Raw genomic sequence first — 14337 nt, 5'->3', positions numbered from 1 at the left:
TATGTTCCAGTTATCGACGAAAGATATCCATCTGGCTGCACAAGCAGACAGCAAAAACGAAGCTATCACTCAGGTCGCCGCAGCACTGACTCAAGCGGGTTGCGTGGCTGCCGCTTATGTTGATGGCATGTTGGCCCGCGAGCAGCAAACATCCACCTATCTGGGCAATGGCATCGCCATTCCACATGGTACCACTGATACCCGCGACTTAGTGCTGAACACCGGCGTGCAGGTGTTCCAATTCCCACAGGGCATCGCGTGGGGAGACGACCGAACCGCCTATATCGTGATTGGCATTGCAGCCCGTTCTGATGAGCATCTGGCCTTACTGCGCCAGCTAACGCACGTATTAAGTGATGATGCGGTGGCGGAGCAACTGGCAAAAACCACCTCGGCTGAAGAGTTGCGCAGTTTGCTGATGGGCGAGAAAAAAGCGGCTGAATTCCATTTCGACACCTCACTGATCGCCCTTGATGTGGCGGCGGATAACCTGATCACGCTGCAAGCGCTGAACGCAGGTCGTTTACAGCAAATCGGCGCAGTTGATGCCCACTTTGTGAGTGATGTGATCACCCGTGCGCCACTGAATTTGGGGCAGGGCATCTGGTTGAGTGACAGCACCGAAGGCAATTTGGTCAGTGCTGCCACGGTAAGCCGCCCGGCGACGGCCTTTGAGCACCATGGCGAAAAAGTGGCTCTGCTGCTGACACTCTCGGTGGCTGATGATCAACCGCTGTCGGTGCTGAACTATCTCAGCGACCTGCTGCTGGCGAAAAAAGCTGACCTGTTGCTGAACGCCGATGCCGCCGAGCTGCTGGCACTGCTGACCCGCGAATATGTTGAGCAAAGCGAAGTATTAAGCGCTGAATTTGTTATCCGTAACGAACACGGGTTACATGCGCGACCAGGGACGATTTTAGTCAATACAATCAAACAGTTTACCAGTGAAATCACCGTGACCAACCTGGACGGCACCGGTAAACCCGCTAATGGACGTAGTCTGATGAAAGTTGTGGCTTTAGGGGTTAAAAAAGGCAATCGCCTGCGCTTTACCGCCAGCGGTGAAGATGCACAAGCGGCACTGGATGCCATTGGTGAAGCTATCGCCGCCGGTTTGGGCGAGGGGGCAGCATGAGCAGAAGAGTCGCTACCATCACGCTGAATCCTGCTTACGATCTGGTGGGTTTTTGCCCGGAAATCGAACGCGGTGAAGTCAATCTGGTGAAAACCGCCGGTTTACATGCCGCCGGTAAAGGGATCAATGTTGCCAAGGTGCTGAAAGACTTGGGGATTGATGTCACCGTCGGCGGCTTCCTGGGGAAAGATAACCAAGATGGCTTCCAGCTGTTATTTAGCGAATTGGGTATCGCCAACCGTTTTCAGGTGGTGCCGGGCCGCACCCGCATTAACGTCAAACTGACTGAAAAAGATGGCGAAGTGACCGACTTTAACTTCTCCGGTTTTGAAGTGACCAAACCGGATTGGGATCGCTTCGTCAACGACTCACTGAGCTGGTTGGGGCAATTCGACATGGTCGCGGTCAGCGGCAGTCTGCCCGCTGGCGTCAATCCAGATGACTTCACTGACTGGATGAAACGTCTGCGCTCCCAGTGCCCATGCATCATCTTTGACAGCAGCCGCGAAGCACTGGTTGCCGGGCTGAAAGCTTCGCCATGGCTGGTGAAACCGAACCGCCGTGAGCTGGAAATTTGGGCCGGTCGCCCACTACCCGAACTGGGTGATGTGGTGGAAGCCGCGCACGCCTTGCGTGATCAGGGGATTGCCCATGTGGTTATCTCTCTCGGCGCGGAAGGGGCATTGTGGGTCAACGCCTCCGGAGCCTGGCTGGCAAAACCGCCGGCCTGTGAAGTGGTCAGCACCGTCGGTGCCGGTGACTCAATGGTGGGTGGCCTGATCTACGGATTATTAATGCGCGAGTCCAGCGAACACACGCTGCGTCTGGCGACAGCAGTCGCGGCTTTGGCCGTCAGTCAGAGCAATGTGGGGATTACGGATCGCCCGCAGTTAGCCGCCATGATGGCAAAAGTTGACCTGAAACCCTTTAATTAATCTCCGGAGACGAAATGAAAACGCTACTAATAATAGACAGTTCGCTCGGGCAGGCCAGAGGCCACCTCGCGACGCTGATGTTGGGTGCTGCGGCGGCAAAAGCAGGACTGAGCTGGGTTGAGAATGCAGCTGATGCCGAGCTGGTGATTGTCGCTGGGCAATCAGCCCCGGCTAACAGTGCGCTAAATGGCAAAAAACTCTACCTCGGTGATGTAGAAAAAGCGGTGCGCGATCCGGACGCTTTCCTGGCCCAAGCCATTGCTCAGGCCAAACCCTATCAGGCGACTGTTGCCGCATCTGCACCTGTTGCGGCCACCAGCGGTCCAAAACGTATCGTGGCAATTACTGCGTGCCCAACAGGGGTGGCGCACACCTTTATGGCGGCTGAAGCCATTGAAAGTGAAGCGAAAAAGCGTGGCTGGTGGGTGAAAGTTGAAACCCGTGGCTCCGTGGGTGCAGGCAATACAATTACACCCGAAGAGGTGGCGGCGGCTGATCTGGTGATCGTGGCGGCTGATATTGAAGTGGATCTCGATAAATTTGCCGGCAAGCCGATGTATCGCACCACCACTGGTCTGGCGCTGAAGAAAACCGTGCAAGAGCTGGACAAAGCGCTGGTGGAAGCTGAAGTTTATCAGCCAAAAACCGGCAGCAGCACCAGCAGCAAGAAAACAGAGACTGGCGGCCCTTACCGTCACCTGTTGACCGGTGTCTCTTACATGCTGCCGATGGTGGTGGCGGGGGGCTTGTGTATCGCGCTCTCCTTTGTGTTTGGTATCAAAGCGTTTGAAGTGAAAGGCACACTGGCTGCGGCCTTGATGCAAATCGGTGGCGGTTCTGCATTTGCCCTGATGGTGCCAGTTCTGGCGGGCTTTATTGCCTTCTCTATTGCTGACCGCCCAGGTCTGACGCCGGGTTTGATTGGCGGTATGTTAGCCGTAAGCACCGGAGCGGGTTTCCTCGGCGGTATCATTGCCGGTTTCCTGGCAGGCTACGTGGCGAAAGCAATCAGCACCAAGCTGCACTTGCCGCAAAGTATGGAAGCGCTTAAGCCGATATTGATTATCCCGCTAGTGGCGAGCTTGATTGTCGGTTTGGTGATGATTTATGTGGTCGGTACGCCGGTGGCAAAAATCATGACTGGCCTGACTGATTGGCTGCAATCCATGGGTACAGCGAATGCGGTACTGTTGGGGGCTATCCTCGGTGCGATGATGTGTACCGACATGGGCGGGCCGGTCAACAAAGCGGCCTACGCCTTTGGTGTGGCGCTGCTTAGCTCTTCAGTTTATGCACCGATGGCGGCCATCATGGCGGCGGGGATGGTGCCACCGCTGGCAATGGGTCTGGCAACACTGTTGGCGCGTCATAAGTTCGACAAAGGTGAGCAGGAAGGGGGCAAAGCGGCGCTGGTTCTGGGCTTGTGCTTTATCTCTGAAGGGGCTATCCCGTTTGCTGCCCGTGACCCAATGCGTGTCTTGCCGTGCTGTATCGCCGGTGGCGCACTGACGGGCGCACTCTCGATGGCATTCGGTGCGCAACTGATGGCTCCACACGGTGGCTTGTTCGTGCTGCTGATCCCTGGGGCTATTCATCCAGTGCTGTTATATCTGGTGGCAATTATCGCCGGTACAGTATTGGCAGGTGGCGCATACGCGATGCTGAAACGCCCTGATAAAGTGATGGCGAAAGTCGCGTAACACTCTATTCAGTTAGCATATTATTCAGTTAGCTCAGTTTAGCTAGAGATAAAAAAACCGGCCTCAAGTGCCGGTTTTTTTCATTTTGACTCAATTTTATTCAGCTAAATTTTAGCTTGCGACTTCAGCTTGCGACTTCAACCAGGCTATCTCTTCGGCCCAGATATCCATATTCACCGTTTCCAGAATGAGCGGAATATTATCAAAACGCGCATCGCGCATAATATAGCTGAACACGGTTTTGCCGATATTACCCTCACCGAGACTGTGATGGCGGTCGACACGGCTGTTAAATTCGCTTTTTGCATCATTAAGATGCATACCGCGCAGATACTGGAAGCCGACGATATCACCGAGCTGCTTGAAGGTGTGCTCGCAATCGGCTTCGGTACGCAAATCATAACCAGCGGCGAAAGCATGGCAGGTATCAATACAGACGCCAACACGGCTCTTATCTTCTACGCCGTCAATGATGGCGGCCAGATGTTCGAACTTAAAGCCCAGATTACTGCCTTGTCCGGCGGTATTTTCGATCACCGCCGTGACGCCCTCACTGGCATCTAGCGCGATATTGATTGATTCGGCAATGCGCGCCAGACACTTATCTTCATCAATTTGCAGTAAATGGCTACCGGGGTGGAAGTTCAGTAGTGACAACCCCAGTTGCTGGCAGCGGGCCATTTCGTCAATAAAGGCTTCGCGAGATTTCTCCAGCGCCTCAATGACCGGATGACCAAGGTTAATCAGATAGCTGTCGTGCGGTAAAATTTGAGCCGAAGTGTAGCCGTATTGCTCACATGCCTGCTTAAACTTCTCAATAACATCTTCCGCTAGTGGGGCTGCGCGCCATTGGCGCTGATTCTTGGTAAACAGGGCAAAGGCGGTGGCCTCAAGCTCATGCGCCCGAATCACTGCCTGGTCTACGCCCCCTGCTGCACTAACGTGTGCTCCGACAAATTTCATTCCATTCTCCTTTGGTAACCGAGCCATTATGGCATTGATAGCGGAATGATTGAATGGTGGAAGCGGCGAGAAGAGAAAAGGGGAGGTTATTGGCAAAGTGGCGGTGGCGGAGAGAACAGGTAGATCGTAAAGACGCCGTAAATCCTTCCCTGGAGGCTCGAGCCGCACCATCCCTGGCGCGGACGCTTTACTCCTCTACCTGTCCCCACCTCTTGAGATCGAGTCGTCGAGGTTTGTCGGCGGCCCTTGCTGACACTATTTTATGCCGCGATATGCTGAACCAGTAAGTTGATGCCTGTCCCACCAACCAGCAGCCAGACAAACAGCAGCAGTGCCAGTAACAGCGGCTTAACCCCCGCCTGACGAATGGAGCCAATATGGGTGGTTAGCCCCAGTGCCGCCATCGCCATTGCCAACAAAATGGTATCCAGTGTAATCAGATGGCTGACCCAGGCTGCTGGCAGCAGATTGAGTGAGTTAAAACCGGCCATCAGAATAAATATCACCGCAAACCAAGGAATGGTGATGGCACTCTTCTCACGTTTTGTCCCGCTGGTTTTCAGGCTGTTACGGCCCAGATAGGCGGAAAGTAACAGCAAGAATGGTGCTAACATCATCACCCGGATCATTTTGGTGATAACCGCCGCATTTTCAGCATCAGGGCCAATGGCATGACCGGCTGCTACCACCTGCGCCACTTCGTGAATTGTCGAACCGGCAAAAATACCAAAGGTCTCCTGACTCCATGGTAGCCATTGATAATGTAGGTTTAGCTGATACAGCCATGGGTAAACAAAGATAGCCAGCGTACCGAAAATTACCACCGTGGCGACGGCAACCGCCACTTTGCTGGCGTCAGCTTTCAGCACCGGCTCGGTAGCCATGATGGCGGCGGCACCACAAATACTGCTACCAGCACCAATCAACATCACTGTTTGCTGATCCAAGCCGAAAACACGTTTACCCAGCCAACACGCCAGGATAAAGGTGGAGCTTAGGGTTAACAGGTCAATGAGCATACCGGTCGCGCCGACATCCGCCACTTGCTGGAAGGTCAAGCGGAAGCCGTACAAAATGATCCCCAATCGCAGCAAGTGCTGTTTGGCGAGCAGCACGCCGTCAGCACAAACGGGTTGCACCCACGGGTAGAGTGTATTGCCGACGACGATACCAAATATGATAGCCAACGTCAGGGCACCGAGGCCCATATCGATAAACCACGGCATATCACCCACGGTAAGCGCCAACCCAGTCATCACACCGGTTAACACCAAACCCGGAAGATAGCGGGGCAGGGTAAACTGCTGTGGTCGAGGGAGTTCTTTGCTATGAGAAGTTGCCATGTTTTCTATCCTATTGCCTGTAAAGATTGTGGGTAGTTTAACGACTTTGGCAATAATAGATAAATTCATTATATATTTATAATGAATCGATATAAGTGGTAAGCGCGGATTAGGCCCGAGTCAAGGCAAGGAGCACGGCTATTGGTGAGTCAGGCATACGAAAATAGGTATGCCTGATAATATATTTAGCGGGATGTTGGCTGAGCAGCTTGCATGGTTACAGTAGGGGTAGTGTCACTATTTGGATTCTGAGCTGAGCCAAGAACACAAGCATCAAAATCCTCCGCCATCATACATGCCGACTGACACTCCTCCGGACTTCCGCCTGCGAGTTCACATGCACTGGCATAGGTAGGAATGGTTGCAGTGGCTAAAAAAAGCAGCAAATACTTAATGGTGTTATTCATAATTAATACCTCGCTAATTGAAATTCATCCATAGATTTCAGATGCGAATAGCTATTGCTAATACACTAATAAATAAAACAATTAATAATATTGGTGCGAGGATATACGATAACTTATCACATCATGGAAAAGAGTATGCCTATAAAACGAGCTGCACAATGAGTTAATATGCGTATTAATTTGTCTAAATCATCGGAATAAGCAATGGGTGTTATGTGTAATAAGGTTACCGTCAGTCGGTAGTAAAATTATTAATTATGTTATTACTTTTCTGGCATCCTCAGCATATAAACAACTCTGCCGCATTTTGATCCGTTTAAGGCTGATCGTGGTATCCCGCTCTCTCATACCCTTAGTTATCTGCTAGTTATATGGTTGATTTTAAAGGTAGTTATCGGTTCTCTTGCCACAGTTGCTTATTATGTATTCTTTCGAATAGATGATAACAAATAACCCTCTTTCCGCTTAATTTCCTGCGCCGATAACCTGCCGATTTTGCTCAAAGGTGTTAGTCTTATACGGTAATTGAGGCTATAGGCTTTTTCGTCAGTGATGGTATTTATAACTAATAAGTTAGCTCGGTTCATCCAGTAACTGACGAGTAGAGTGATGATAGCGTCCTCCATTTTTTACTACAGAGACCGTTATGCACATAACCTTACGTCAACTTGAAGTCTTTACTGAGGTGCTGAAAAGCGGCTCTACGACCCAAGCCTCGGTTGTGCTCGCGCTTTCACAATCGGCAGTCAGCGCTGCGTTGGCGGATTTGGAAGGGCAATTGGGGGTGCAACTGTTTGATAGGGTCGGTAAGCGGTTGGTCACCAATGAACATGGGCGTTTGCTTTACCCTAAAGCGTTGGCACTACTTGACCAGACGATGGAAATAGAACAGCTTTTTTTGCAGGATTTGGGGGCATTACGTATCGCCGCCAGCAGTACTATTGGCAATTATATGTTACCGGGCATGATTGCTAAATATCGGCGCGACTTCCCCGGCACACCTCTGGAGTTGAATATCGGCAACAGTCAGGATGTGATTGAGGCGGTGGCTGATTTTCGCGGTGATCTGGGGCTGATTGAGGGGCCGTGTCATATGCCGGAGTTGATGACTCAAGCCTGGCTACAAGATGAGCTGGTGGTCTTTGCCGCGCCGGATAATCCGCTATGCCACAAAATGCTGACACTGGATGAGCTCGCGAGTGCAGACTGGATCTTACGTGAGCGCGGCTCAGGCACGCGTGAAGTGCTGGATCACCTGCTGTTGGCAAAATTGCCGCACTTTAAATTGGTCATGGAGCTGGGCAATTCGGAGGCGATTAAGCGGGCAGTACGTTATGGCATGGGCATCAGTTGCCTGTCGCGCAGGGTGATCGCTGACCAACTTGCCAGTGGTGAATTGATTGAGCTGAATATCCCGCTACCCACACTGGTTCGTACCTTATACTTGATTCACCATCGGCAAAAACACATCTCTAACGCCTTGCAGCGTTTCCTGAGTTATTGTCAGGAAGAGCACTGAACGGCGTAGACGAGCCGAAAGTGAATGACTCGCGTAGGGCAGCAGATTTTAAGTGTTTTACGCCAACTCTGTGGGCTATTGTGGCAAAAAACCTACGGCTAACTATTTTTACTGGCAATTGCGCTTTTGCTAATAATTGCGCTGGGATCATGAAGGTATCTTATATCAGTGCATTGTTACTATCCGAGCGGGTGGGATTTGTTACAATCCCGCCTTATTTTTTAAGGGTGAATTAGGGTAATAATGACTCAGCAAAATACTAAAACCCCAGTGCCGCAGGGCGCACAGCGTTTGCGACGAGAGCTAAAATCGCGGCATTTAGCCATGATTGCTATCGGCGGATCTATTGGTACAGGTTTATTTGTTGCCTCTGGGGCAACAGTATCGCAAGCAGGCCCAGGGGGCGCACTGCTCTCTTATGCATTGATTGGGCTGATGGTTTACTTCCTGATGACCAGCCTCGGTGAACTGGCAGCATTTATGCCCGTTTCCGGCTCCTTTTCAACTTACGGCTCCAAATATGTTGAGGAGGGCTTCGGCTTCGCCCTTGGCTGGAACTACTGGTACAACTGGGCGGTCACTATCGCCGTTGACCTGGTCGCCGCACAATTGGTGATGAATTACTGGTTCCCCGATGCCCCCGGTTGGATCTGGAGTGCGCTATTCCTTGCACTGATGTTCTTGCTGAACTACATCTCAGTCAAAGGTTTTGGCGAAGCGGAATACTGGTTCTCCCTGATTAAAGTGGTCACGGTGGTGGTCTTCATCATTATTGGTGTGATGATGATAAGCGGCATCATGAAAGGGGGCGAAAGTGCAGGTTGGCACAACTGGACGATAGGAGATGCGCCGTTTGCAGGCGGGTTCTCGGCCATGATTGGGGTGGCGATGATTGTCGGTTTCTCCTTCCAGGGGACGGAACTGATTGGTATTGCCGCCGGTGAATCAAAAGATCCGGGCAAAAACATTCCTCGTGCCGTGCGTAAAGTATTCTGGCGTATTCTGCTGTTCTATATCTTCGCTATCTTGATTATCAGCCTGATTATTCCGTATACCGACCCAAGTCTGTTACGTAATGACGTTAAAGATATCAGTGTCAGTCCATTCACCCTGGTGTTCCAGAACGCGGGCCTGTTGTCAGCGGCGGCAGTGATGAATGCGGTTATCCTGACAGCGGTACTCTCTGCCGGTAACTCTGGCATGTACGCCTCGACCCGGATGCTGTTTACCTTAGCCTCCGAAGGCAAAGCGCCACGGATTTTTGCTAAACTGTCTAAGGGCGGTGTGCCGCGTAATGCCTTGTATGCCACTACCGTGGTTGCGGGGTTATGCTTCCTCAGCTCGATGTTTGGTAACCAAACCGTCTATCTGTGGTTGCTAAATACCTCAGGTATGACCGGCTTTATCGCCTGGTTGGGTATTGCTATCAGCCACTATCGTTTTCGCCGTGGCTATATGATACAGGGCCGCGATTTGAACGACTTGCCGTATCAGTCCGGTTTCTTCCCGCTGGGGCCGATTTTTGCCTTTGTGCTCTGCTTGATCATCACCTTGGGGCAGAACTATCAGGCATTCCTGCAAGACCGCATTGACTGGTATGGCGTGACCGCAACCTATATCGGTATTCCATTGTTCCTGGTGATTTGGTTCGGTTACAAGCTGACCCGTGGCACTAAGGTTATCAAATATAAAGAGATGGAATTCCCGAAATGGCGTGATGATAGCGAAGATAATCCTGAGCCGAAAAAATCGGTGTTGATCTCTGACTAACAGGATCTGGTGGTCAGCATAGTGTCGTAGTGATGAAGGGCGATATTGGTATCGCCCTTTTTTACAGCGGCAATCTGCTTGTTATTTAAGCGGTATGTCAGTCGGTCGGGCCATAAATAGACAAAAAATTTATCTGATATACCACCACTCTCCCTACCAAATTCTAGCCTACTGGGCAGCGCCGATTAAATTACATTATAAAATATAGGGTTACACGTAATTATACCCAATCAATTATATCAACCTTATTGATAATTATTATCGTTTGCTTTATTGTTAGCGCCATCTTGAATTCGTCGTTCCCCTCCTATCGAGCCAAACGGATACTGATTGGACGTTGGGAACCCGCAACGAAAACATGAGTTCTATGCAGCAATAATGGCTCGTAACAGGTAACGGAATAATGAGTATAACCACTGAATCCATGACAAAAACATCCAGCGAGGCTGGTGTTAACGTGATGGGGCGCTATAAAAACATTGTGCGTCATCGCCTATTAATCATGGCGGGACTGGTGCTAGCCATCCTTGGCTGTTTGCTACTGGACTTCACCATGGGGCCTTCCGGTTTAGCCCTGCCGTCGCTCTGGCAGACATTAATTGATCCCGCCAGTGCCGATGCTGGTACACGCGTAATTGTGTGGGATATCCGTTTGCCCTATGCATTGATGGCCGTGGTTATCGGCTTATCGCTCGGGCTGGCGGGGGCTGAGATGCAGACCATCCTGAATAATCCGCTGGCAAGCCCCTTTACCCTTGGTGTTTCATCGGCGGCCGCATTTGGTGCCGCACTGGCGATTGTCTCGGGTATTGGTATTCCGGGGGTGCCGGATCAGTGGTTTATCTCGGTTAACGCCTTTATCTTTGCGGTGTTCGCTGCGCTGATGCTGGACGGTATTACCCGCTGGACGCGCGTCGCGACATCGGGTGTGGTGCTATTCGGTATCGCACTGGTCTTCACCTTTAATGCGCTGGTGTCGATGATGCAGTTCATCGCCAGCGAAGATACGCTGCAAGGTTTGGTGTTCTGGACCATGGGCAGTCTGGCGCGGGCATCATGGACCAAACTGGGTGTCATGCTGGTAGTGTTTGTCCTGATGTTACCACTGTCGATGATGAGTTCCTGGAAGCTGACGGCATTGCGTTTAGGTGAAGATCGGGCGATCAGTTTTGGTATCGATGTTCGCCGCTTACGGTTAGGAACATTGTTACGTATCAGTATGTTATCGGCACTGGCTGTGGCCTTTGTTGGCCCGATTGGCTTTATCGGGCTGGTGGCACCACATATCGCGCGCATGATGTTTGGTGAAGACCACCGTTTCTACCTGCCAGCCAGCGCCCTGATTGGCGCGCTGGTGCTCTCCATGGCCTCGATTGCCTCGAAAAATCTGGTTCCGGGGGTCATTATTCCGGTCGGAATTGTTACCTCGCTAGTGGGCGTACCTTTCTTCCTGAGTATTATTTTGCGTCATAGGGGAAATGTATGACTTCGGGCTTACGTATTGAAAACTTTAATGCAGGCTACCCTAAGCGGCCAGTGATTCAGGATTTGACCGTACCGCTGTTGCCGCGAGGCAAAATCACCGTACTGCTAGGGCCAAACGGTAGCGGAAAATCAACCCTATTGCGCTCACTGGCGGGGTTGAATCGCGCGGCAGGGCAGTTGTGGCTTGATGGCAAGGATCTGATGCAGATGCCCTTTGCTCAGCGGGCAGAAAAAGTGGTCTATTTACCGCAATCATTACCTGCTGGCGTGCATCTTCACGTGTTGGAATCCATTATTGTGGCGCAACGAGCCTCGGGGGGGCGCAGCAATGCCAGCAGTGAAGCCGAAGTGATGGCGCTGCTGGAACAGCTGGGAATTGCCCATCTGGCGCTCAGTTATCTGGATCAGCTCTCCGGCGGCCAGAAGCAGTTGGTGGGCCTGGCGCAATCGCTGATCCGCCAACCATCACTGCTATTGCTCGATGAACCGCTCAGTGCGCTGGATCTGAATTATCAGTTCCATGTGATGGATTTGGTGAGCAAGGAGACGCGCAAACGCAATATTATTACCGTGGTTGTGGTGCATGACATCAATATCGCCTTGCGCCATGGCGACCATGTGCTGATGTTACAAAATGGCACCTTGATTGCGGATGGACGACCGGAAGAGGTGATTACACCGCAGAGTCTGGCCAAAGTGTATGGGGTAAAAGGGCGCATTGAGCGCTGCTCGCAAGGTACTGCGCAAGTATTAATTGATGGATTGATAACGGAACCCCAATAACCTTGGGTCTATTTCGACAGTAATAGGTTTCACATAATAATAATTAAGCATTAGGCAGCAATAGTTGGAAGCGCTATTGCTGCTGTGGTGAGCTATTGCCGAAATTTATAAAAAATAACTTTCACCTGCCCGACAGGCGGCATCGCTATACGCAAAAAAGAACCTGACGGAAAGGCTCTGAGTAAATTTATACCTCATGGAGAACGTGTAATGAATAAGGTAAATCAGGCTTTTAGGAAAACAAAATCTGCGGCATTAGTCATCGCTGCAATTATCTCCTCTCAGGCACATGCTGCCGAAACTAATATCTCTGAAACAAATTTCTCTGAAACAAAGAGTACGCCTACAGATACTATGGTGGTCACGGCATCAGGTTTCCAGCAACGTATTCAAGACTCTGCTGCATCTATTTCGGTGGTAACCCGCGAACAGATCGAAAATAAAGCCTACACCGATATTACCGATGCGCTGAAAGATGTTCCCGGTGTGGTGGTAACGGGCGGCGGTAGCCACAGTGATATCAGTATTCGTGGGATGGCGGCGAAATACACCTTGATTCTGGTGGACGGTAAACGTGTGGATACCCGTGGTACACGGCCAAACAGTGATGGTTCAGGTATTGAGCAAGGCTGGTTGCCACCACTGGCTGCCATTGAGCGCATTGAAGTGGTTCGCGGCCCGATGTCCTCACTATATGGCTCGGATGCCATGGGTGGCGTGATTAACGTGATTACCCGCAAAGTGGGTAAAGAGTGGCACGGGACAGTGCGCGCTGATGCCACTTTGCAGGAAGACTCTAAATCCGGCGATATATTCCAGACTAATGCCTACGCCTCCGGCCCATTAATTGAGGGCTTACTGGGATTAAAAATTAGTGGCCTGCTCTCTCATCGTAGCGAAGATAAAATCGTCGATGGTTATAATGAGCAACGTCTAAGAAATGGTGCCGCAACATTTACCCTGACACCAGACGATAAAAACGAATTTGATTTTGATATTGGCCACTATGTGCAAGATCGTAATTCAACGGCAGGGCGCTCAGTGGCATTAAATGGTAAAAGCAGTGATGTGCAATATGACCGCAATAATTATGCGATTACCCATCACGGCTATTATGATTTTGGTAATTCCACCAGCTATGTTCAGCGCGATGAAACCCGTAATCCATCACGGGAAATGAAAAGCGTCGATAATATCTTTAATACCCAAACCTCATTCCTGCTGGATAATCATACCCTTATTCTGGGCGGTCAATATCGCTATGAAGAGCTAAATGACACCGGTAACCAATTAGCCTCGGCCAAAGATCTAACTAAATTAACCCGCTGGAGCTGGGCACTGTTTGCTGAAGATGAGTGGCAGATGACCAATGATTTCGCTCTGACTGGCGGCGTTCGTATGGATCAGGATGAAAACTATGGCACCCACTGGACGCCACGGTTATACGGCGTTTGGCATTTGGCGGAGCAATGGACATTAAAGGGCGGGGTATCGGGAGGTTATCGTTCACCTGATCTACGTCAGGCCACCGAAAACTGGGGGCAGATCACCGGTGGTCGTGGCGATCCAGCCATCATTATCGGTAATGCCAACCTGAAACCAGAACGAAGCATCAGTCAGGAGATCGGTATTCTCTGGGATGATCAGGAGGGTATGAATGCGGGTGTGACGCTGTTTAATACTGATTTCAAAGATAAAATTACCGAAGTGCGCCGTTGCACCGACACCACAGGTAATGCATCCGGTCAATGTATGATCAATGGCACTGCTTATAAGTTTATCAGTGACCGCACCAACGTCGATAAAGCCATTACTCGTGGTGTGGAAGCCACTTTCGGTTGGGAGATCAATAACGCCTGGTCACTGACCTCCAACTACACCTTTACCCAATCTGAGCAGAAGAGCGGGCAGTTCTCTGGTCAGCCGCTGAATCAGATGCCGAAACACATGCTAAATGGCACCCTGAACTGGCAGGCAAGTGAAGCGCTGGCAACCTGGGTGCGCGCCAACTACCGTGGCAAAACCTCTGAGTACCTCAATCGCACCAGTATCGGCGGCAGTACGCCATCCTATACATTTGTCGATTTAGGCGCTAACTATCAGCTCACTAAAGAGTTCCGCCTAATGGGTGGGGTCTATAACGTGCTGGATAAACGTGTAGATATTGAAGTAAATGACAAGGTGTTGGATGGTCGTCGGTATATGGTGGGGGCGAGCTACGATTTCTAATCCTCTTCGTCCTTGAAGCCGCAGGGGTGTTAGCTGCGCTCACTTACCCGAATCACTGACTTGAGTCA

The 14337-nt window shown here is 51.0% G+C and carries 11 protein-coding genes; 8 read left to right on the top strand and 3 right to left on the bottom strand.

The window, feature by feature from the left end; all coding sequences use genetic code 11:
* Position 1: 1 nt before the first annotated feature.
* From fruB to fruA, 3 genes are read left to right on the top strand one after another with little or no spacing between them, the layout of a single operon-like run.
* Positions 2-1135, top strand: a complete 1134-nt coding sequence (fruB, locus tag AACW11_RS15395; protein WP_212584667.1) for a fused PTS fructose transporter subunit IIA/HPr protein — start codon at positions 2-4, stop codon at positions 1133-1135.
* The gene (fruK, locus tag AACW11_RS15390; RefSeq protein ID WP_032819407.1) at positions 1132-2070 is read left to right on the top strand and encodes a 1-phosphofructokinase; all 939 of its coding nucleotides are present in this window, start codon (positions 1132-1134) and stop codon (positions 2068-2070) included. Before fruB ends, fruK begins: the two co-directional genes overlap by 4 nt.
* 14 nt (positions 2071-2084) lie before the next feature.
* A complete protein-coding gene (fruA, locus tag AACW11_RS15385; protein ID WP_212584666.1) occupies positions 2085-3770 on the top strand; it encodes a PTS fructose transporter subunit IIBC in 1686 nt (561 codons plus the stop codon).
* A gap of 111 nt (positions 3771-3881) precedes the next feature.
* Here fruA and nfo read toward each other — a convergent pair whose 3' ends face one another.
* The 3 genes from nfo to AACW11_RS15370 form a co-directional block, all read right to left on the bottom strand.
* Entirely contained in the window at positions 3882-4733 is an 852-nt protein-coding gene (gene nfo / locus AACW11_RS15380) for a deoxyribonuclease IV (RefSeq protein WP_212584665.1), read from the bottom strand.
* A 260-nt stretch (positions 4734-4993) separates the two neighbouring features.
* Positions 4994-6076, bottom strand: a complete 1083-nt coding sequence (locus tag AACW11_RS15375) for a YeiH family protein (protein ID WP_212584664.1) — start codon at positions 6074-6076, stop codon at positions 4994-4996.
* 185 nt (positions 6077-6261) lie between these two features.
* Entirely contained in the window at positions 6262-6483 is a 222-nt protein-coding gene (locus tag AACW11_RS15370) for a hypothetical protein (RefSeq protein ID WP_212584663.1), read from the bottom strand.
* Between the two features lie 646 nt (positions 6484-7129).
* On the opposite strand from AACW11_RS15370, the gene yieE reads away from it, so the two are divergent.
* The 5 genes from yieE (at position 7130) to AACW11_RS15345 (ending at position 14269) form a co-directional block, all read left to right on the top strand.
* Positions 7130-8002 (top strand): DNA-binding transcriptional regulator YeiE, encoded by an 873-nt coding sequence (yieE, locus tag AACW11_RS15365; RefSeq protein ID WP_212584662.1) that lies wholly within the window; start codon positions 7130-7132, stop codon positions 8000-8002.
* A 243-nt stretch (positions 8003-8245) separates the two neighbouring features.
* On the top strand, positions 8246-9772 hold the full coding sequence (locus tag AACW11_RS15360) for an amino acid permease (RefSeq protein WP_212584661.1): 1527 nt from the start codon (positions 8246-8248) through the stop codon (positions 9770-9772).
* A 403-nt stretch (positions 9773-10175) separates the two neighbouring features.
* Positions 10176-11258, top strand: coding sequence for a FecCD family ABC transporter permease (locus AACW11_RS15355; protein ID WP_212584660.1), 1083 nt, complete (start codon positions 10176-10178; stop codon positions 11256-11258).
* Entirely contained in the window at positions 11255-12040 is a 786-nt protein-coding gene (locus AACW11_RS15350; RefSeq protein WP_212584659.1) for an ABC transporter ATP-binding protein, read from the top strand. Before AACW11_RS15355 ends, AACW11_RS15350 begins: the two co-directional genes overlap by 4 nt.
* 210 nt (positions 12041-12250) lie before the next feature.
* Positions 12251-14269 (top strand): ligand-gated channel protein, encoded by a 2019-nt coding sequence (locus AACW11_RS15345; protein ID WP_212584658.1) that lies wholly within the window; start codon positions 12251-12253, stop codon positions 14267-14269.
* Positions 14270-14337: the final 68 nt, after the last annotated feature.

Origin of the sequence: Yersinia sp. Marseille-Q3913 (assembly GCF_963892745.1) — a bacterium.
In the GTDB taxonomy this organism is placed as follows: Bacteria; Pseudomonadota; Gammaproteobacteria; order Enterobacterales; family Enterobacteriaceae; genus Yersinia; species Yersinia bercovieri.
The sequence above is the reverse complement of the archived record's forward strand: the minus strand, read 5'-3'. Positions and strand labels throughout refer to the sequence as shown.

Bases quoted from the DNA above. Each gene is read 5' to 3' on its own strand.
- fruB (WP_212584667.1), top strand. From the start codon at position 2: ATGTTCCAGTTATCGACGAAAGATATCCATCTGGCTGCACAAGCAGAC.
- fruK (WP_032819407.1), top strand. From the start codon at position 1,132: ATGAGCAGAAGAGTCGCTACCATCACGCTGAATCCTGCTTACGATCTG.
- fruA (WP_212584666.1), top strand. From the start codon at position 2,085: ATGAAAACGCTACTAATAATAGACAGTTCGCTCGGGCAGGCCAGAGGC.
- nfo (WP_212584665.1), bottom strand. From the start codon at position 4,733: ATGAAATTTGTCGGAGCACACGTTAGTGCAGCAGGGGGCGTAGACCAG.
- AACW11_RS15375 (WP_212584664.1), bottom strand. From the start codon at position 6,076: ATGGCAACTTCTCATAGCAAAGAACTCCCTCGACCACAGCAGTTTACC.
- AACW11_RS15370 (WP_212584663.1), bottom strand. From the start codon at position 6,483: ATGAATAACACCATTAAGTATTTGCTGCTTTTTTTAGCCACTGCAACC.
- yieE (WP_212584662.1), top strand. From the start codon at position 7,130: ATGCACATAACCTTACGTCAACTTGAAGTCTTTACTGAGGTGCTGAAA.
- AACW11_RS15360 (WP_212584661.1), top strand. From the start codon at position 8,246: ATGACTCAGCAAAATACTAAAACCCCAGTGCCGCAGGGCGCACAGCGT.
- AACW11_RS15355 (WP_212584660.1), top strand. From the start codon at position 10,176: ATGAGTATAACCACTGAATCCATGACAAAAACATCCAGCGAGGCTGGT.
- AACW11_RS15350 (WP_212584659.1), top strand. From the start codon at position 11,255: ATGACTTCGGGCTTACGTATTGAAAACTTTAATGCAGGCTACCCTAAG.
- AACW11_RS15345 (WP_212584658.1), top strand. From the start codon at position 12,251: ATGAATAAGGTAAATCAGGCTTTTAGGAAAACAAAATCTGCGGCATTA.